Below are 19,610 nucleotides of genomic sequence, written 5' to 3'. Positions count from 1 at the left end.
AGTCGCAGGATCTATGTCACACACTCAGAAATAGTTGAGGGGGTGTCGGAGCTTTTGCTCCGACACCCCCTCAACTATTTGTGTGTACTACCGCGCTGAGCGACGACGCATTGCGAGTGCGCCTGCACCTGCTGCGACGAGCAGCAGCGCTGCGGTCCCAGCGATCAGCGGCGAAGCTGCGCCGGTTGCGGCGAGCCCGCCCTTGGCGCCGTTGGCGGCACCCTGAGCGTTGTTGCCCTCTGCGTTGCCGCCCTGGGCGTTGTTCTCGTTGTTGTTGCCCTGAGCATTGTTTTCGTTGTTGTTGCCCTGAGCGCCCTTGTCTGAGTCGTCTCCCTGGACTGCGCTTTCGGCGTTGTCGCCGTTTGCGCCCTTGTCCGAGTCGTCTCCGCCGGCGGTGCCACCACCCGAGTCGTCTCCGCCGGCGGTGCCACCACCCGAGTCGTCTCCGCCGGCGGTGCCACCACCCGAGTTGTCTTCAGTCACATTGACGGTGGCGGTCGCATTCATGTCAGTGGCTGCGCCTGCGCGGGTCAGGGCGTAGACCTGGCATTCGATTCCTGCGGCGCCACCGGGTGACTGCACCCATGCTGCTTCGTCGCCAGCGTGTGCGGTTGCTGAGGCCTGAACGAGGATTTCCGCGGGGGTAGCCGAAGAAATACAGAGGTCCACCGTTTTGGTGCCGGTTACAGTCGACGAGATCGTCAGCTCGCCGTCAGTCGACAACGTCACATCGGTCTGGGGTTCACACAAAGCCAAACCGGGGGCATCAGCCGTCAGCGTGATTGGCTGGTTGACGAGGTTCGTTGTGAGGGTAACCTTCGCTTCCCCTGCTACAACGACTTCGGTCGAGGCCGGGGTGATGGTAAGTTCAGGAGTTTTTGGCATTGAAGCAAGGATGGCGGCCTGCTTGTCGGCCCCGATAGCTTCGTCACACCAGTAAGCAAGTGGTTCGCCGAAATCAACGGGGTCACTCACGCACCACACCAGATTTTGTTTGGCGTTACGGCTATCGACGGTCTTGTTTGACGCGACGTCAACAGTGGAGAGGAAGTTATCAACTGGAACCGGCATGTCATGCCGGATGATGTAGCTGATGATCTTTTCTTGATCGGGAGACAAGCCGGGATTGCCGGTCCTGTTCTCAAGCTGTCCTACATAATCAGACCCTTGATGCAGGAGCCCATTCTTGTCGACCTGGCTGCAGGTCTTCGCAGTTTGGTCGGTGCAAAACATCCACTCACTGACCGGACCATCGGTTACCGCGTCGTAGTGCACACCGCAGTTCGGCGTACCGCCACCGCTGCCGCCTGTGCTGGTGTAGAGCAACACCGTGCTGCCCGCGTTGTAGTCAGCCAGCCGCTGCCCGAATACGCGAGTGAGATCGGGCATCACGTTTGAACCCTGATTTGCCTTAGGGTTCTCCGTCGTCTGATCGACGCCCCCACCTGTTGAGCAAAGCTCCGCAAAGAACTCACCGGCCGGAGTTGTCGGGGCGCTAGCAAACGGCGCGGGCGCAGCGGCCGCGGCCCCGCCGTCATCGGCAAATGAGGCCGGCACGAAAGCACCGACGAGGGCGGTTGCCGCTGCAAGAGCAGCGACTGGCAACGCGAGTTTTCGGCGCGCGCCGATAGAAAGCGAAGGCATACGAATATTCCCCTGTGAGTAATCGCACCGAGCGTGCGTGATGAAAAGCCGAACAACTGCTTCGGCGAAAAGTTCTCCCGATTGAAAATTGTAAGTCTGCCTAAGGGGATACACAATTCATTTGTGGGTATTGCACTGTAAAACAAAAATCACCCGGTGAGAAATTCTCACCGGGTGATTTTCAAGTGGTGCGCCCGAAGGGATTCGAACCCCTGGCCTTCTGATCCGTAGTCAGACGCTCTATCCAGCTGAGCTACGGGCGCCCTGTCTGCCTGCTTTAGCTTTTCGCCTTGGCTTGCCGACTCGTTAAACATTACACGGGTCCCCTGCAAAACAAAAATCGCACCCCCTAAACTGGCGACTCCCGGGCGGGTCGCGAGATCGCGGTATCCTTGAGCGTGACCGAAAAGACCACGCAGCAAGCACTCGTCCGCGCCGAATCCCTCATCCTCGAGATCCCCGATTATCCGACTGAGGGCATCGTGTTTCGCGACATTACTCCGCTCATCGCCGACGGTGCGGCCCTGCGTGCCACCGTAGACGCGATGATCGCACCGTTCGCGGGCACCTACGATGTGATCGCCGGGCTCGAAGCGCGCGGGTTTCTCTTCGCGAGTGCGGCCGCCTACGCGAGTGGTGCCGGTCTGATGCCTATTCGAAAGGCTGGCAAACTGCCAAGGCCGATCGTGAACGTCGAGTACTCGCTCGAGTATGGCAGCGCCGTTATTGAAGCTCACGGTGACTTTGCACCGGGCGCGCGCGTGCTCATTCTTGACGACGTGCTCGCAACGGGCGGCACGCTCGTGGCGGCGCACGACCTGATGGCGCAGCTGGGGTACGAGGTTGCTGGCACCGCTGTGCTGTTTGAGATTGACGGGTTGGGCGGTCGCGAAGCACTCGGCGGCCGCGAGCTGCACACCGTGTTCTCGAGCTAGGTTCTCGAGCTAGGTTCTCGAGCTGAGCCGCGAGGCGGCCCCGCCAAACGCCGGGGTCACGAGACAATAGACCTCATGACCGATGCGACACAGGCCTTCTTTGCGGCACGAGATCAGCTTTTGAGTCTCGCAGGCGACCCTCACGGGGCGCGGCGCGAGTTCGTCTGGCCCGCGGTGGGTGACAGCTTCAACTGGGCGCACGACGTGTTTGACGCGATCGCGCACGGCAACGACACGACCGCGCTGTGGATCTCTGAGCGCGACGGCCGCGAAACGAAGCTCACCTTCGACGAGATGCGTCGCCGCTCAGACCAGGTCGCCAACTGGATGACCCGCACCGGCCTGCGCCGCGGCGACGTCGCCATGCTCATGCTCGATAACCGCGTCGAGCTGTGGGAGATCATGCTCGCCGCGATGAAGCTCGGTGTCGTGATCCTGCCCACCTCGATCGTGCTGGGGGCGGCAGAGCTCACCGATCGCGTCGATCGCGGCCGCGTGAAGTGGGTGTTTGCGGGGCCAAACGACGCAGTGAAATTCGTGGGGACGAACGGCGAGCCCGGGGTGACGGGCAATTACCGCGGCATCGGCGTGGGCCTCGACGACGGCACACAAGATCAGCGCGCGCTGCTCTGGGACTGGGCCCGATACGAGGAGTCGCGCGCTGCGTCTGACGCGCAGGTCGTCAAGCGCACGGCGAGCGCCGACGCTGCGATCATCTACTTCACGTCGGGCACGACGAGTCTGCCCAAGATCGTCGAACACTCACACGTGAGCTACCCGCTCGGCCACCTCACCACGATGTCGTGGCTCGGTGTGCGCCCGGGCGACACGCACCTCGTCATCAGCGCCCCCGGCTGGGGTAAACACGCTTGGTCGAGCTTCTTTGGTCCGTGGCACGTGGGCGCCACGATCTTTGTCACAAACTCACCCCGGTTCGACCCGCAGCACCTCATTGCCGAGCTCGACCGCGCGGCCGTGAACACGTTCTGCGCGCCGCCTACCGTGTGGCGCATGCTCATTCAGCACGAGCTCACCGAGAAGCCCCGCGCACTACGCGAGGTCGTCTCAGCGGGCGAGCCGCTCAACCCCGAGGTGATCGCGCGCATCAAAGAGTGGTGGGGCCTCGAAATTCGCGATGGCTACGGCCAAACCGAAACCACCGCGCTCATCGGCAACATGCCCGGCGACCCGGTCGTCGCGGGCGCTATGGGCGTGCCGCTGCCCGGCGTCGAAATTGCGCTCATCGATCCGCTCACGGGCGAGGCGGTGACCGGTGCAGGCAGCGAGGGGGAAATCTGCCTGCCGCTCGGTGCGGGTGCTTCTGGCCTCGAGTCTCGCTCCGGATCAGGGGCCGCGCCCCGTCCCGTCAACCTCATGACCGAGTATCTCGGTAACCCCGAGGCGACAGCGCGCGCCACAGCGGGCGGATACTTCCACACGGGTGACGTGGCGGTACGTGGCGAGAACGGTGTCTTGACGTTTGTGGGCCGCACAGATGACATCTTCAAATCGAGCGACTTCAAGGTCTCGCCGTTCGAGGTCGAGAGCGCGCTCATCGAGCACCCCTTCGTCGCAGAAGCCGCCGTCGTCGGCGCCCCCGACGACACGAAGCTCAACATCACCAAAGCGTACGTCGCGCTCGCGGCCGGAGTGCCCGCAGACGCTGAGACTGCCCGGGCGGTGCTGGCGCACGCGCGCGTAGCGTTGCCCGCGTACATGCGGGTGCGCCGAGTAGAGTTCTACGACCTGCCCAAAACGGCGTCGGGCAAGATCCGGCGCGTCGAGCTGCGGCAGCGAGAAATTGCAGCGCACGCAGCGGGCGAGCGCATTGCGACAGAGTGGCGCGAAGACGATTTTCCGGGGCTGAAGGGGTAGTCAGCGCGTCACACTACGACATATGTCGTCATCTGAAGACACGCAGTTTGAAGCGGTCTTGCGCCCGCCGATAGCGTCGAAACATGACGAAGATTGAGACCACCACCGCCGGCAGTCTGCCCCGCACGCAGGCCCTCATCGATGCCAATGCGGCGCGCGAGTTCGAGGCCGACGGCTTCACCCTCAAGTCGACGCCCGAGTACGAAGCGCTCGTGGCCGAGGCCGTGCGCGACGTTGTCGAGCGCCAGCGCGAGGCCGGTATCACGCAGCCGGGCGATGGCGAGTTTGGCAAGGCAATGTCGAACGCGGTCGATTACGGCGCGTGGTGGGCGTACTCGTTCCAGCGCAACGCGGGACTTTCGCTCAACGGGCAGACGATCTTCACGCAGCAGCCCGTGCGCTCAGAGCCCGGCAATGTGCGCCTCACGTCGTTCCCAGATCGCCGCGACTGGACAGCGTTCGCCGAGGCGTACAACGACCCCGAGAGTGGCATCTCGACGGGCAAGAACGCAACCGCGTTCCCTGCCACCACCGGCCCCATTAGCTACACGGGCCAGGCGGCGATCGCGGCCGACACGAAGAATCTCGCCGCGGCGCTTGCGCCTGGCGAGACCGGGTTCTTGACGGCGATCGCACCGGGCTCTGCCGCACGCGTTGACAACGAGTTCTACCCGACCGGGCAGGCGCACATTGACGCCTGGGTCGAGTCGCTGCGTGAAGAGTACAAGGCCGTCACCGATGCGGGGCTGATTCTGCAGCTCGACGACCCCTCGCTCGCCGAGAACTGGGACCAGATCAATCCCGAGCCGTCGGTGGAGGATTACCTCGCGTTCACGCAGATTCGCATCGACGCGATCAACGAGGCGATCAAGGGGCTACCGAAGGAGCTCGTGCGCCTGCACCTGTGCTGGGGGTCGTGGCACGGCCCGCACACCACCGACATTGAACTGAAGCACATTCTGAAGACCGTGCTGGGTGCAAACGTCGGCCAGATTTCATTCGAGGCGGCCAACGCTCGCCACGAGCACGAGTGGGCGGTGTGGGAGGAGAACAAGAGCATTATCCCTGATGACCTGGTGCTCGTGCCCGGCGTGATCAGCCACTCCACCAACCTGGTCGAGCACCCCGAGCTCGTCGCCCAGCGCATCGAACGCTTCGCAAACGTGGTCGGCCCCGAGCGCGTGATCGCTGCGACTGACTGTGGTCTCGGCGGCCGCGTGCACCCGCAGATTGCGTGGGCAAAGCTCGAGTCGCTCGGCGAGGGCGCACGCCTGGCCGCCGCGCGCATCTAGCCTGAGCATGCGCGCGCTGGCCGCCGTGCCCGTGCCCGCGCTCACCCGCGGCCTGCCGCGCTACTTCAGCTAACAATCGACCTTCACGCACAAGTTTCGCTTGAAACGTGTGCGTGAGGGTCGATTTGTGCGTGAAGGTGGATTGGGCCACGGGCGGCCGTCGAGCACTGGGGGGCGCTCGTGAATCGGGCACCAGCGCCCGCCGTTCCCCCGCATCTGTTCTCAACACGTCTGACTAACGCGTAGCAAGCAGCGCGTAGCACCGCGCCACCCGCTCCCGCCACCACGCCTCGCGATCCGGAGCCGCGGCATACTGCGCAAGCAACCCTGTATCGGGGGCGGGGCGCCGCACCGCGATTGCCCCGGCCTCGGGCACGAGCGAGTCGCGGGTGACATCGCCCGCGAGCAGCGCGACCGTACCGAGGCCGCAGGCGCCCGCGAGCGCGCCTTCGGGCAGCGCCGCCGCGAGCTGCAGCCCCATCGCGACGCCCACCGACGTGTCGAGCGCGCTTGACACCACGACCGGCAGGCCCGCCTGCTCGACGATCGCGAGCGCGCGGCGCACGCCCCCCAGCGGCTGTGCCTTGACGATGAGCAAATCTGCTGCTCCGGATCGCGCCACCTCGAGCGGGTCACTCGCCTTGCGCACGCTCTCGTCTGCGGCGATGCGCACCACGCGGATGGTGTTTGTGGTGTTGGTGATGGTAGTGGCGCTTGGGGCGTTGGTGCTTGTGCCGGGGGTGTCTGGGGCGTGAGCGCTGTTTGTAGTTGGGGCGTGGGCGGCTGCACCGGGGGCGCTTGCGGTATGGAGCGCCGCGCGTACCTCGGCGAGCTCGGCGATGGTTGCACAGGGCTGCTCGGCATAGTCGAGGTCGAACTGAGCGAGGGCCGTGAGCGCGGTGATTGCCTCGGCGACGCTCCAGCCGCAGTTGGCGTCGACGCGCACCTTTGCGTGTGGACCCAAGGCTTCGCGCACCGCACGCACGCGGGCGATGTCGTCGGCGAGGGTTTGCCCGCGCTCGGCGACCTTCACCTTGGCGGTCGTGCAGCCCGGAAAGCGCGCGAGAATGCCGGGCACGTCGCTCGCGGCGACAGCGGGCACGGTCGCGTTCACCTCGACGCTGTCCCTGAGGGCCGGGGGCTGCTCGTTCCAGCCGAAGTCGAGGGTGGCCGCGAGCCAGTGTGCGGCCTCGGCATCACCGTACTCTGGGAAGGGCGAGAACTCGGTCGCACCCTGCGGGCCATCGATAATGACCGCCTCGCGCACACTGATGCCGCGAAACCTGGTGCGAGTGGGGATCGCGACGACTCGTGCACGTTCGAGCACGTCAGCGAGCGGCGGGAGCTGTTGGGCGTTGTCGAACATGCTTCGATCTTGCCACCACTGGCGGTCGAGGAGCAGCGAAGACCAGCCGGTAGTGATCACGAGCCGGTAGTCATGACCAACCGGTATCGAAATGACGAGTCGGCATCGAAAATACGCATTTATCATGCCTGCTCGTCATTTCGATGCCGATTGGTGAGTGGTCGAGGGGCGAGGAGCGGGGTGTGGTGAAGTGGCGGTGGAGCGCTGGTGGAGGGGGTGGTGAAGGGCGGTGGAACGCGGGTGGGGGTGTGGTGAAGGGTGGTGGAGCGCGGGGCGGTGGTGCGCGCTACGCTAGCGACATGAGCACCCGCGCAGAAACGATGGAGTTTCTCACCGATCAGCTGAGCGCACTCCCGGGTGTGCGCACACGCAAGATGTTTGGCGAGTACTGCCTGTATTACGACGAGAAGCCCGTCGCGTTTGTGTGCGACGATGAGCTCTTCGTGAAACCGACCGATGCTGGTCGCAACTACCTTGGCACCCCCGACGAAGCACCGGCGTACCCCGGTTCCAAGCTCTACTTTCGGGTGAGCGGCGACCGCTGGGAGGACCGCGATTGGCTCACCGAGCTCATCAGTCGCACGGCCGCAGCGCTGCCAGCGCCCAAGCCCAAGCCCAAACCGAAAGCCAGGCCGCAGCGCGCGCCCAAGCAGAAGAGGGACACACCATGAGCGAAAGCCGTGAAAGCCGCGAAAACTTTGGCAGCCCCGCAAACCCCGCCGCCCCCGCAAACCCCGCAAACCCCGCCGCCCACGCAAACCCCGCGAACCTCGATGACGTCGAAGCGGCCATTCACCACCTGCATGAGTCGCACGGTGAAAACGTGGGCCAGCGGCTCAACTGGTTGCGCGCCGGAGTGCTCGGCGCCAACGACGGCATCGTGTCGACCGCTGGTGTCGTGGTGGGCGTCGCCGCCGCCACTCCCAGCAACACGGTAGCGATCGCGACGGCCGGCCTCGCCGCCCTCGTTGCGGGCGCGTTCTCGATGGCGGGAGGAGAATACGTGTCGGTGAGTACCCAGCGCGACACCGAGCGGGCGATGATCGCCAAAGAGCAGCGCGAACTCAAAGAACAGCCGGCGGCTGAGCTCGCCGAACTCACCGGTCTCTACCGCAAGCGCGGCCTCTCGCCTGCCCTCGCCCGCCAGGTCGCTGAAGAGCTCACCGCGCACGACGCGCTCGCCGCACACGCCGAGGTCGAGCTCGGCATCGATCCCGAAGAGCTCACGAGCCCTTGGGCTGCGGCCATCTCGTCGTTCATCGCGTTCACTGCGGGCGCGCTGATCCCGCTCGTCATGATCCTGCTGCCGCTCGGGCAGTACCGCATCTTGCTCGCGGCGCTCGCCGTCGTGATCGGGCTGCTGCTCACCGGGTGGATCAGTGCCGCCCTCGGCGGGGCTCCGAGGTGGCGCGCGATCGCGCGCAACGTGCTCATGGGTTCGGCGACCATGGCCGCGACGTACGGCGTCGGCCTGCTCTTTGGGGTCGCTGTCGGGTAGGGACGCGCGATCCGGATCAACATGCGCCGTGCGCCAGATAGGCCGTGGTGCGGTGTGCCGCCGCGCCCAATAGGCTTGGGGCATGACCCAGCAGGTATCTGAGATCTTCGATCCGAGTGTGTGGGAGGTCGCCCCGGGCGCCGCGAACTACACCGACATCACGGCACACCTGAGCCTCGACGGGCGCATCGCCCGCGTCGCGTTTAACCGCCCCGAGGTGCGCAATGCGTTTCGCCCGCACACCGTCGACGAGCTGTTTGACGCGCTGGAGCGGGTGCGCGTGAACCCGCGGGTGGGCGTGGTGTTGCTCACCGGCAACGGACCGAGTGCGAAAGATGGCGGCTGGGCGTTCTGCTCGGGCGGTGACCAGCGCATTCGCGGGCGTGACGGGTACAAGTACTCCGACCAAGAGGCGGCGGTGGGGCCCGAGGGGCTCGCTCGCGCTGGACGGCTGCACATTCTCGAGGTGCAGCGCCTCATTCGGTTCATGCCGAAGGTAGTGATCGCGCTGGTACCCGGTTGGGCGGCGGGCGGTGGGCACTCGCTCAACGTGGTGTGCGACCTGACGATCGCGTCGCGCGAGCACGCCATGTTCAAACAGACTGACGCCGACGTCGGGTCGTTTGACGCCGGCTACGGCAGCGCCTACTTCGCCCGCCAGGTGGGGCAGAAGAACGCGCGCGAGATTTTCTTCCTCGCCGAAACGTATGACGCCGAGCGGGCCCGCGAGATGGGCGCCGTGAACAAAGTGGTGCCGCACGCCGAGCTCGAGACCGCCGGTATCGAGTGGGCGCGCACAATTCTCGGCAAGTCGCCGACCGCGATTCGCATGCTGAAGTATGCCATGAACGCTGTCGACGACGGGATCGTGGGGCAGCAGTTGTTCGCGGGCGAGACGACGCGCCTCGCGTACGGCACCGACGAGGCCGTCGAAGGCCGCGACTCGTTCCTCGAAAAGCGCGACCCCGACTGGAGCCCGTTTCCGTACTACTACTAACGGGTAGCGCCGTGTGGCGGTGGGTCGCGCCCTCGAACCCAATCGCCCGCCGCTAAGCTCTTCTCACGAGACCAATCAACAGGGGAAGGCTGCAATGGGGCACCACAAATTCTGGACGAGCGACGTTACCGAACTGCTGCGGGTAGGCGAGGGGTTCTCGCTGAACGACATTGATCCGGGGGCGACGCCCGGCACCGAAGCGACGAAGCACGAGGGCGCGGCCGAGCTTGAGCGCGCCGAGCAGCCGCTGCGCGAGCTGCAAGAAAAGCTCTTCGCGTGCAGTTGGGAAGGCTCGAAGAAGCGCGTGCTTGTCGTGCTGCAGGCGATGGACGCCGCGGGCAAGGGCGGCATCGTGAACCACCTGTTTGGGGCGCTCGAGCCGTACGGGCTGGCGCTGTCGCCGTTCAAAGCGCCGACGGCTGAAGAACGCGAGCACGACTTTCTGTGGCGGGTCGAAAAGCGTGTGCCCAAGCCGGGCGTGATCGGCCTGTTTGATCGCTCACACTACGAAGACGTGCTCATTCAGAAGGTGCACGAGTGGGCGCCCGCAGACGAGATCGAGCGCCGATACGCCGCGATCTGCGAGTTCGAGGCGCGGCTTGCGAACGACGGGGTCGAGATCGTCAAGATTATGCTGCACATCTCGCCCGACGAGCAGATCGAGCGGCTTCTGTCGCGCCTTGACGAACCGTACAAGCACTGGAAGTTTAGCCCCGACGACGTCACCGAGCGCACCCGCTGGCCCGAGTACATGGCCGCGTTTCAGACCGCGATCGAGCGCACCAATGCGCCACATGCCCCCTGGTACGTGGTGCCCGCCAATAACAAGTGGTACGCCCGGGTCGCGGTGCAGCGCATCGTGACGAGCAGGCTCGAGCAGATGGGGCTTGACTGGCCCGACGTGGACTACGACATTGGGGAGCAGCGGGCACGGCTCGAGGCCACCCGCGAACTGCGGTGGCCCTGAGCCGGCCCTGAGCCAGCCCTGAGCCGGCCCTGAGCCGGCCCGCCCAGGCGCGCTACCTCGCCCCGGCTTTCTTCGCCCTGCGCAGCTCGTGCAGGATCGGCTCTGTGTAACCCGACGGTTGCGCAGCGCCCTCGATGATGAGGCGGCGGGCCGCCTCGAATGCGACGCCGGGGGTGTGGCCGTCGGCGCCAAGCAGCGCCTCGTAGAGCGGGTCGGCCGCATTCTGCTCGTCGACGATGGCGGCGAGGCGCGTAAGCGCGGCGTCGACCTCAGCCTCAGTGATCACACCGTGCGCGAGCCAGTTGGCGAGCAGCTGCGACGAAATGCGCAGGGTGGCACGGTCTTCCATGAGGGCGATGTTGTCGATGTCGGGCACCTTTGAGCAGCCCACGCCCTGATCGATCCAGCGCACCACGTAGCCGAGAATCGACTGGGCGTTGTTGTCGAGTTCACGCGCCACAACCTCGGAGGTGAGGTCACCGGGGGCGGCGAGGGGCGGGTCGAGCAGCTCGACGAGCGTGGCCTCGTCTGCGGCGGCGTCAAACGCGGGCAGTGCGGCACGCGCCGCGAACGCGTCAACCTGGTGGTAGTGCAGCGTGTGCAGGGTCGCAGCCACGGGTGACGGCACCCACGCGGTTGAGGCGCCCGTCTGCACGTGCGCTCCCTTCTGCTCGAGCATGTCGTGCATCAGGTCGGGCATCGCCCACATTCCCTTGCCGATCTGAGCGTGCCCGGTCAGGCCGCACGACACACCGATCCCGACATTGCGTTGTTCGTAGGCGCCTAGCCAGCCGCGGTCGCGCAGGGCTGCTTTAGGAAGAAACGGGCCGGCCTGCATTGAGGTGTGGATCTCGTCGCCGGTGCGGTCGAGAAAACCGGTGTTGATAAAGACGACGCGGTCGCTGGCGGCGTCGATGCACGCCGCCAGGTTCGCTGAGGTGCGACGCTCTTCGTCCATGATGCCCACCTTCAGCGTGCGGGCGGGGAGCCCGAGTAGCTGTTCAACGCGGGCGAATAGGTCAACGGTAAAGGCGACCTCGTCGGGGCCGTGCATCTTGGGCTTCACGATGTACATCGAGGGGGTGCGCGAGTTTGCGAGTGCGCCGAGGCGTGAGGCGCCTCGCAGATCTGCGAGCGAGCCGAGTGCCGTCATGATCGCGTCGATCATGCCCTCGCCCGTCCACGCACCGGTGCGATCGAGCACGGCGTCACCCGTCATGAGGTGCCCCACGTTGCGAATAAACAGCACCGATCGGCCGGGCAGGGTCAAAGCCTCACCTGCGGGGTCCAAGAAGGCGCGGTCAGAGTTCATGCGACGTGTGATGGTGCGGTCGCCCTTGGTGAACTGCTCTTCGAGGGAGCCATTCATGAGGCCGCGCCAGTTGCGGTAGCCGAGTGACTTGTCTGCGGCGTCGACGGCGGCGACCGAGTCTTCGAGGTCAATAATTGTGGTGAGCGCTGCTTCAAGCACGATGTCTTGCACGTGGGCCTGATCGGTGCGACCGATCGCGCCTTCGGGGTCGATGACAATCTCGACGTGAAGCCCGTTATGAATAAGTAGCACTGACGAGGGGGCGTTGGGGTCGCCCCCGTAACCAGCGAACGCGGCTGTGTCCTCGAGCTGCGCGACCGCGCCGCCCGCGAGCGCCACCTGCAGGGTACCCGCCGCTACGGTGTAACCGACCGCATCGGCGTGGCTGGTGCGGCCTGATCCGGCACTGCCAGAGAGAGCGCCGCTTGAGGTGGCATCGCCCGAGACGGTGCTCAGCGGGGCGATCTGGTCGAGCAGATCGCGGCCTCGCGCAATAACCGCCGCACCGCGCCGCGCATTGAATCCCGCGCCGGGCGCGAGATCGCCCTCGCGCGAGATTGCGTCGGTGCCGTAGAGCGCGTCGTAAAGCGACCCCCACCGGGCGTTGACGGCGTTGAGCGCAAACCGGGCGTTCAAGATGGGCACGACCAGCTGCGGGCCGGCCTGCAGCGCGACCTCGGGGGCCACGTCTCGTGTGGTGACCTGCACCTCGCCGGGGGTGGGCGTGAGATACCCGATGCGGGTCAAGAATGCGCGGTACGCGGCGGGGTCGGGGCGGCCGGGGTGCTCGCGGTGGTAGCTGTCGATTTGGGCCTGTAGGTCTTCGCGCACCTGCAGCAGCTCGGCGCCGCGGGGGCCGAGGTCGTGCACAATATCGCTCACGCCGGCCCAAAACTGGGCGGCATCGAGATTGTGTGCGCTGAGGGCTTCTTCGGCGAACTCGGCGATGGGGGTCGCGACCGAGAGGTCGGCGCGATTGACGTAGGCGGTCATGCGGGGCTCCTATGCGCTGCATTTGAGGTGTGTTGAAGAGGTATGGCTTCAACGATAGAACGAAACCGGGTCAAATGAAGTAATCATTTCACATCGTGAAATTGATATGGTGGATGCTATGAATGAACAGCAGGGCGCGGGCCGGGGCGGAGTGCAGTCGGTCAGCAGAGCGTTCGCGCTACTCGAAGCGCTGTCTGAAGCAGGAGCGCCACTGCCGCTCGCCGACGCGGCAGCGCAGGCCGGGCTGCCCGTGCCCACCGCGCACCGGCTGCTGCGCACGCTGCACGACCTCGGATACGTGCGCCAGCTCGAGAACAGAGACTACTCGCTGGGCGCCGGCCTCATCGGGCTCGGCGAACGCGCCCGCCCGCCGCTCGCCGAGCGGGCCGCTTCGGTGCTCGCGAGGCTCGAAGACGTGTCGAGCGAGACCGCCAACCTCGCGATGCTCGACGGCGATCTCGTCAGCTACGTCGCGCAGGTCGCGTCGCGGCACCGCATGCGCATGTTCACCGAGGTGGGGCGGCGAGTGCTGCCACACGCGAGCGGTGTCGGCAAAGCGATGCTCTCGACCCTGCCCGAGGGGCGGGTGCGCGCGATCGTCGCGCGCACGGGGCTGCCCAGGTATACCGAGACGACCATCTGCGACGTCGACGCGCTGCTCACAGACCTCGCCGAAACGCGCCGCCGCGGGTTTGCGATCGACGACGGTGAACAGGAGCTCGGCGTACGCTGCATCGCAGTCGCGGTGCCGGGCCAGGGGGTGCCCGCGGCCGTGTCGATCTCGGGCCCCAGCGTGCGCATGACCGACGAAATTGTGGGCACCGCCGTACCCGAGCTCATCAAGGCGGCCGCTGCGTTCTAGAAGACCCCGAGGCCTCGCGGCACAGCGACCCCGCGGCCTCGCGGCACAGCGACCCCGCGGCACGCAGCGGGTACCCTGGGGGAGTGACTTCTCCAAGCTCGCTTCGCGTGATTCCCGTTTCTGACCGCGCCTGGCTGATGGCGGCGCTCGGCGATGCGCTCGCTGGCGGCGCACCGATTCTGCCGGTCGCTAGCGCCACCCACGAACCGGCGGCCCCGGCGGCTGCAGCGGCCCCGGCGGCTGCGTCTACGGCTGGTTCCGGATCCGGCACCGACGCGGCAACAAACTTCGCGGCCGAACTGCAGCGGGCCGAACTGCCCGAGGGCACTGCGGTCGTGATTCGCACTTCGGGATCGAGCGGCGTGCCGAAGGCCGTCGCCCTGTCAGCGGATGCGCTCCGCGCGAGCGCAGAGGCGACGCACGCGCGCCTGGGCGGGCCTGGACAGTGGCTCGTGACGCTGCCCGCGCAGCTCGTTTCGGGGCTGCAGATGCTCGTACGCAGCGCGGTCGCGGGCACGCAGCCAGTATTTTTTGACAGCAAGTTTGACCCCGCGGCGCTGCTCGAAGCGGCCGAAGCGATGACCGGCGCAAGGCGCTACGTGTCGCTCGTGCCCGTGCAGTTGGCGCGCCTGCTCGACCTCGCCGAGCGCGACGCGGCCGCAGCCGAGGCGCTGCGCCGATTCGACGCGGTGCTCGTAGGCGGGCAGGCCGTCACGCTCGAATTGCGCCGCCGTGCGCACGCGCTGGGCATCGCGCTCAAACGCAGCTACGGCATGAGCGAGACCGCCGGCGGATGCGTTTACGACGGCGTCGAGATCGGCGACACCCTCGTGCGCATTCGCGAAGGTGAGGTGCAGCTCGCGGGCCCCACGCTCGCGCTCGGCTACGTCGGTGACGCCGCGCTCACAAACGAACGGTTCATCACCGAGCCCGCGGGCGAACGCTGGTATCGAACGGGCGACGCGGGCGAGCTGCTCGGCGGCATGCTCACCGTCACCGGCCGGCTCGATCGCGTGATCATCTCGGGCGGCATCAACGTCTCGCTCGATGAGGTCGAGCGCGTGGCGCGCGCGCTGCCCGGCTGGGGCGACACGATCGCGCTGGGTGTTCCGGATCGCGACTGGGGTGAGCGCGTGCACCTCGTGCGCGCCTGCGAGCCGGGCGGTGCTGGTGTTGGTGTTGCCGTTGGTGTTGCTGTTGGTGTCGCCGTTGGTGTTGCTGGGGCTAGCTTCGCCGAGGTGGGCGAGGCGCTGCGCGCGGCGCTCAGCGTTGCCGCCGTGCCGGTGGGGGAGACCGTGGTTGACGTGATCCCTCGACTGGCGGGCGAGAAGCCCGACCTGGTGGCGCTGGCGGCGCTGGTGTCATCGGCGGTGCCGGTAGCACCGAACTCGGCAGAACTAGATAGCAACCACACGAAGGAGCAGGCGTGAGCCACGCGAAGAACCGAAGCAAGTCGGGTAACCCCGCGGTGCGGGCGGCGGCCGACAAGATGGTCGACGCCGGGCTGAGCCCCACGATCACGTGGCGCAACTGGGTGGGCGGGGCGCGGCTGCGCACGCTGCCACTCGCGGTCGCACCCGTCGCCGCCGGAGCGGGTATCGCCTCGATGCTACGCGGGTTCTCGTGGCCGCTCACACTGCTCGCTCTCGCCGTGGCCGTGTTCTTGCAGATCGGCGTGAACTACGCCAACGACTACTCAGACGGGGTGCGCGGCACCGACGAGTTTCGGGTGGGGCCCGCCAGACTCACCGGGTCGGGGCTCGTGAACCCCAAGAAGGTGCTCGTACTCGCGTTCGCGTTCTTTGGGCTGGCGGCTGCGTCAGGGCTTGTGGCCGTCATAATGAGTGGCCGCTGGTGGTTTCTCGCCCTCGGCGTGCTCGCGATCGTGGCGGCCTGGTTCTACACCGGCGGTAAGCGGCCCTATGGCTATGCAGGTTTGGGCGAAGTGATGGTGTTTATCTTCTTCGGCCTCGTTGCGACGGCGGGTACCGTCTACCTCCAAACCGACCTGCACGCGCAAGAGGTGTGGTTCGCGGGCACCGGGGTGGGGCTGCTTGCTGTTGCGGTGCTCGTGATCAACAATGTGCGCGATATCGCCACCGACACGCTTGCGGGCAAGCGCACGCTCGCGGTGCGCATGGGTGACCGGGCCTCACGCATCTTGTTTGTGGTGTGCGTGCTGCTGCCGTTCGCCGTCCCGGGCATCTACGTGGCGATCTACCCGGCGATGATGTTCGTGTGGCTTGTGCTGTTCATCGCGGTGCCGTGCGCCATCATCGCGCTGACCGCGAAAACGCCCAAGGAGCTCATTCTCGTGCTGCAGCTCACGAGCTTCGCGGCCCTCGCCTACGGCGTGCTGCTGGGCGTCGGCTTCAGCCTGGCGGGCGGTCTGACGGCCTAGGCTTGGCGCTGGCCGCTGGCCGCTGAGTGGCCGCGCTAACCCGCCACCACCCACGAAACGGCATCAGAATGACGAGTCGGCCCGATAAGTACGTATTTATCGGGCCGACTCGTCATTTCGATGCTTACTCGTCATGCCCCGAAGGGCTTGGCATAAGTGAACTGGCCCTGAGGTAACGGGCGTACGCCGAGGGGCAACACCATGAAGTGGTCACCCCAGGCTAAATCTGAAGGTGTGATCCCAGCAGGAATCGCTGGCACATACCCGTGGCGTGGGTAATACTGGGTGCTGCCAAGAAGCACAATCGCGCGTTCCCCGGCCTCGGTGGCCCTGTCTCGAATCTCGTTCAGTAACGCTGTCCCCACGCCACTGTGTTGAAACTTCGGGTCGACCGAAATTGGTCCAAGGCCCAACACCGGAATGCTGTTTTCCACCCAACCACGCGTAGCGATCACATGGCCGACAACGGTGCCGTCGATCTCGGCGACCACTGCATAGTCGCCAATAAAGCCTTCACAAAGGTAGAGCTGATCGAGTAACTGCACTTCTGCAGGGGGTGCGGTGCCCTGGGTGCCCGCGAAAGCTCGAGCTGTGATTTCTCGGACCGCCGCTCGGTCGTGCTCGCTCTGGGTGCGCAGCTCCAGCTGACTCAACGTAATACTCTCGGTAACGCAGGCGAGCGCAAAGCTTACGCTTCAGTGCGCTGCTCGGGGTCCCCGGCTGATTCAGCCGGCGCTACCACTGCTGATTCAGCCGGTGCTACCCCTGCTGACCCAGCCGGTGCCACCTCGGCTGCCGAAGCCTCCGATGGGGCCTCGCCGTCGAGCGCATCGTCTTCCTCAACGTCATCGGCGGTGCGGTCGCGGCTGCGCCAGTCGGCGATACTCTGCGCCGCCTGTGCGCGCGGGCGTGACAAAAAGATCACCGACAGTGAGACGCTAATGAGCGCGGCGATCACTGCCGCCACGCCGCCCGAGAGCGCAAGAGTGAACCCCAACTGCAGGCCCAGCCAGTAGACAATGCCAAAGGGCACCACGAAAAACAGCAGGCGCAACGATACGTACATGGTCCAGGCAGAACGGCTCGATTTCACCCGCCCAAGTTTAGCTGTGACGCCTGAACAACTCCGCAGCGCGGGGGCCGCTCGAGGGCACCCGGGCGGGTAGCATGGAGTCATGGTGCGATTCGGAATCATTGGGATCGTCATCGCCGTTGCGTTTACGCTTTATGCGCTCGTCGACGCGGCGATGACCGACCACAACCGTGCCCGTGGGGTAGCGAAGACCGTGTGGGTGGTGCTCATTGTGGTGCTGCCCGTGCTGGGCGGCATTCTGTGGTTTGTGATCGGCAAGGGTGACGAGTCGCATGCGGTGCGCCGGGCACCCGACGATGACCCGCGATTCACCGGCACCAAACTATCGAGCAGCGAACTCAACACACATATGGCCGATCTCGAGAAGCGTCTACGCGAGCTCGACGACGAGGTGTATCCCGGCGAAGCTGGCGAAAAGGGTGAGCCTGGCGGCCCCACAACATCTAGCGGCCCCGCAAAACCCAACGGCGATGAGCCCAAGGGCGACGGTTCGAAGGGCCCGCGCCCCGACGGCGACGCCAAGCTGTGAGCGCACCCGCCGCGGCCTCAATCTTTGCGGTTGAGCTGCTCGCTGAGTTGGTGCGTCGGGGCGTGCAAGACGTCGTCGTATGTCCCGGATCACGCTCGCAGGCCTTCGCTCTCGCCGCTGCCGCCGCCGAAAAGGCCGGCGCGATCAGGCTGCATGTGCGCATCGACGAGCGTTCGGCGGGCTTCTTCGCCCTGGGCGTTGCACGTGAAACGGGGCTGCCCGCGCCCGTCATTGTGACGAGCGGCACCTCGGTCGCAAACCTGCTGCCTGCCGCTCTCGAGGCCCACGAAGCTCGGGTGCCGATGCTGCTCATCACGGCAGATCGCCCCGCCCAGATGCGCGAGATCCGCACCAACCAAACGACGCACCAGGCTGACATTCTGCGCGAGGCATCGCGTTTCTCGCTCGACATCGAACCGCCCGAATTTGGCGCGGGCGGTGACCTCGCTCGCGACGCGGGCCGTGACCCTGGCCGGATCGCGGCCACCAGTCTCGCGCGTGCGCTGGGTACCGCGGGCGGCGCTCCCGCCGGGCCCGTGCAACTAAACGTGCAGGTGCGCGAGCCGCTTTCGGGCACTCGCGGATTCGACCAGATGATTGCGCAGGGCTTCACCGCTGCAGCGGCCGAAGGGGTAGCGGCCCGCGAGCGACTGGCAGCGCAAGCTCAGCGGTCCGGCGTGACCGTCACCGATCACGGCGACGGCTACACGACGACCTTCGGGTCGAGCGCAGACGAGACCTTCGAGTTCGCGGGCGACACGCTCGCGGTCGTCGTAGCAGGCGAGGGCGCGGGGCCCGAAGCCGAGGCGTTCGCGCACGCGGCGGGAGTGCCGCTGCTCGCCGAGGTGGTGAGCGGCGCGCGCTTCGGCCGCGAGGCGATCATGGGCTATCAGACCCTCATCGACACCCCCGAGGTGGGCGGACTGATCGAGCAGGCGATCGTGTTTGGGCACCCCACGCTCAACCGGCAGATTCCGGCGCTGCTGGGCCGCGACGACGTCGATGTGATCGTCGTCGACCCGCACGCTGACACCGCGCACTATGACCCGCACCGGTCGGCCCGCGTCGTGCGGGCGGCCCGCGTCGGCGAGGACCACGATCCGCGTGCGCTGCGCCGCTGGCTCGGCGCCTGGGTGCTCGCAGACCGTGAGCTGCAGCGGGAGCGCAGCACGGTGCACGAACCCGATCTCGAGGCCGCGCTCGCCAACGGATACAAAGAGCGCAGCGCCTACGCGCGCGCCGAAGTCGCCACGATGCGCGAGCCGATCACCCGCGACCTGCTCGCCGAGACCGTGTGGCGTTCGACCTGGCCGCACGACCGGCTGATGCTCGCGGCGTCGAGCCTGGTACGCGCGCTCGACAAGATCGCGCCGGCCCGCCGCATCGAAGTGCGCTCGAACCGCGGGGTCGCCGGCATCGACGGCACGATCGCGACCGCGCTTGGCGTCGCGGCCGCGAGCCAGGGCGACGCCGACACGGCGCGCGCCGCGGGCACGACCCGCGTGCTCACGGGCGACCTCGCGTTTCTGTACGACGCCGGATCCCTGCTGCGCAGCCCCGGCGAGGCACAGCCCCGCATTCAGGTGTTTGTGGGCAACGACGGCGGCGGATCCATTTTTGACGGTTTGGAGGTGGCGGGGAGCGCGCCCGAGGGTACGTTCGACCGTGTCATGTTCACCCCGCACGAGGCCCAGCTCGAGCAGCTTGCCGCGGGTTACGGCTGGGAGTACCAGCGCATCACGACCCGTGGCGAGCTCGAGCAGCTGCTCACCGTACCGGTGACGGGCCCCTGCATCGTCGAGGTGCCGCTCGCCCGGTAGCCCGGAAGCACTCCTGAGCGCCCCGC

General features: G+C 66.4%; 17 protein-coding genes and 1 tRNA gene. 12 read left to right on the top strand and 6 right to left on the bottom strand.

From position 1 onward, the window contains the following. Positions 1-87: 87 nt before the first annotated feature. Complete coding sequence (locus tag ACXR2W_RS06260) at positions 88-1,644, bottom strand: hypothetical protein (protein WP_458813291.1); 1,557 nt, start codon at positions 1,642-1,644, stop codon at positions 88-90. Between the two features lie 186 nt (positions 1,645-1,830). After that, a tRNA-Arg gene (locus tag ACXR2W_RS06255) sits at positions 1,831-1,907 on the bottom strand. A gap of 135 nt (positions 1,908-2,042) precedes the next feature. On the opposite strand from ACXR2W_RS06255, the gene ACXR2W_RS06250 reads away from it, so the two are divergent. The 3 genes from ACXR2W_RS06250 (at position 2,043) to ACXR2W_RS06240 (ending at position 5,746) form a co-directional block, all read left to right on the top strand. After that, positions 2,043-2,579 (top strand): adenine phosphoribosyltransferase, encoded by a 537-nt coding sequence (locus ACXR2W_RS06250; protein WP_458813289.1) that lies wholly within the window; start codon positions 2,043-2,045, stop codon positions 2,577-2,579. 75 nt (positions 2,580-2,654) lie between these two features. Further along, positions 2,655-4,454: an AMP-binding protein gene (locus tag ACXR2W_RS06245; RefSeq protein ID WP_458813287.1), complete on the top strand. Its 1,800-nt coding sequence runs from the start codon at positions 2,655-2,657 to the stop codon at positions 4,452-4,454. 83 nt (positions 4,455-4,537) lie between these two features. Beyond that, a complete protein-coding gene (locus tag ACXR2W_RS06240; RefSeq protein ID WP_458813285.1) occupies positions 4,538-5,746 on the top strand; it encodes a cobalamin-independent methionine synthase II family protein in 1,209 nt (402 codons plus the stop codon). A gap of 235 nt (positions 5,747-5,981) precedes the next feature. Here ACXR2W_RS06240 and ACXR2W_RS06235 read toward each other — a convergent pair whose 3' ends face one another. Further along, complete coding sequence (locus ACXR2W_RS06235; RefSeq protein ID WP_458813283.1) at positions 5,982-7,112, bottom strand: o-succinylbenzoate synthase; 1,131 nt, start codon at positions 7,110-7,112, stop codon at positions 5,982-5,984. 299 nt (positions 7,113-7,411) lie between these two features. Between ACXR2W_RS06235 and ACXR2W_RS06230 the strand changes: the two genes are divergently transcribed. The 4 genes from ACXR2W_RS06230 (at position 7,412) to ACXR2W_RS06215 (ending at position 10,574) form a co-directional block, all read left to right on the top strand. Further along, complete coding sequence (locus ACXR2W_RS06230) at positions 7,412-7,783, top strand: TfoX/Sxy family protein (RefSeq protein WP_458813281.1); 372 nt, start codon at positions 7,412-7,414, stop codon at positions 7,781-7,783. Beyond that, positions 7,780-8,610 (top strand): VIT1/CCC1 transporter family protein, encoded by an 831-nt coding sequence (locus ACXR2W_RS06225; RefSeq protein WP_458813279.1) that lies wholly within the window; start codon positions 7,780-7,782, stop codon positions 8,608-8,610. Before ACXR2W_RS06230 ends, ACXR2W_RS06225 begins: the two co-directional genes overlap by 4 nt. A gap of 82 nt (positions 8,611-8,692) precedes the next feature. Then, positions 8,693-9,607, top strand: coding sequence for a 1,4-dihydroxy-2-naphthoyl-CoA synthase (locus ACXR2W_RS06220; RefSeq protein WP_458813277.1), 915 nt, complete (start codon positions 8,693-8,695; stop codon positions 9,605-9,607). Positions 9,608-9,701: 94 nt separating this feature from the next. After that, on the top strand, positions 9,702-10,574 hold the full coding sequence (locus ACXR2W_RS06215; protein WP_458813275.1) for a PPK2 family polyphosphate kinase: 873 nt from the start codon (positions 9,702-9,704) through the stop codon (positions 10,572-10,574). Between the two features lie 52 nt (positions 10,575-10,626). On the opposite strand, the gene ACXR2W_RS06210 is transcribed toward ACXR2W_RS06215, so the two are convergent. Further along, positions 10,627-12,879 carry a malate synthase G gene (locus tag ACXR2W_RS06210; protein ID WP_458813273.1) on the bottom strand — a complete coding sequence of 751 codons (2,253 nt, stop codon included), beginning with the start codon at positions 12,877-12,879 and terminating at the stop codon, positions 10,627-10,629. A gap of 118 nt (positions 12,880-12,997) precedes the next feature. On the opposite strand from ACXR2W_RS06210, the gene ACXR2W_RS06205 reads away from it, so the two are divergent. From ACXR2W_RS06205 to ACXR2W_RS06195, 3 genes are all read left to right on the top strand, one after another. Continuing rightward, a complete protein-coding gene (locus tag ACXR2W_RS06205; RefSeq protein WP_458813271.1) occupies positions 12,998-13,741 on the top strand; it encodes an IclR family transcriptional regulator in 744 nt (247 codons plus the stop codon). Positions 13,742-13,824: 83 nt separating this feature from the next. Then, complete coding sequence (locus ACXR2W_RS06200) at positions 13,825-15,171, top strand: AMP-binding protein (RefSeq protein ID WP_458813269.1); 1,347 nt, start codon at positions 13,825-13,827, stop codon at positions 15,169-15,171. Continuing rightward, a complete protein-coding gene (locus ACXR2W_RS06195) occupies positions 15,168-16,142 on the top strand; it encodes a 1,4-dihydroxy-2-naphthoate polyprenyltransferase (protein WP_458813267.1) in 975 nt (324 codons plus the stop codon). Before ACXR2W_RS06200 ends, ACXR2W_RS06195 begins: the two co-directional genes overlap by 4 nt. Positions 16,143-16,273: 131 nt before the next feature. On the opposite strand, the gene ACXR2W_RS06190 is transcribed toward ACXR2W_RS06195, so the two are convergent. Both ACXR2W_RS06190 and ACXR2W_RS06185 read right to left on the bottom strand, forming a co-directional pair. Then, the gene (locus ACXR2W_RS06190; RefSeq protein WP_458813265.1) at positions 16,274-16,795 is read right to left on the bottom strand and encodes a GNAT family N-acetyltransferase; all 522 of its coding nucleotides are present in this window, start codon (positions 16,793-16,795) and stop codon (positions 16,274-16,276) included. Between the two features lie 35 nt (positions 16,796-16,830). Continuing rightward, positions 16,831-17,235, bottom strand: a complete 405-nt coding sequence (locus ACXR2W_RS06185; RefSeq protein ID WP_458813263.1) for a DUF4229 domain-containing protein — start codon at positions 17,233-17,235, stop codon at positions 16,831-16,833. An 82-nt stretch (positions 17,236-17,317) separates the two neighbouring features. Here ACXR2W_RS06185 and ACXR2W_RS06180 point away from each other — a divergent pair, with 82 nt between their 5' ends. Next, positions 17,318-17,764, top strand: a complete 447-nt coding sequence (locus tag ACXR2W_RS06180) for a PLDc N-terminal domain-containing protein (protein ID WP_458813261.1) — start codon at positions 17,318-17,320, stop codon at positions 17,762-17,764. Next, on the top strand, positions 17,761-19,584 hold the full coding sequence (menD, locus tag ACXR2W_RS06175) for a 2-succinyl-5-enolpyruvyl-6-hydroxy-3-cyclohexene-1-carboxylic-acid synthase (protein ID WP_458813259.1): 1,824 nt from the start codon (positions 17,761-17,763) through the stop codon (positions 19,582-19,584). The genes ACXR2W_RS06180 and menD overlap by 4 nt, the downstream gene beginning before the upstream one ends. Positions 19,585-19,610: the final 26 nt, after the last annotated feature.

It is taken from the genome of Leucobacter faecis (genome assembly GCF_054456695.2).
The sequence above is the reverse complement of the archived record's forward strand: the minus strand, read 5'-3'. Positions and strand labels throughout refer to the sequence as shown.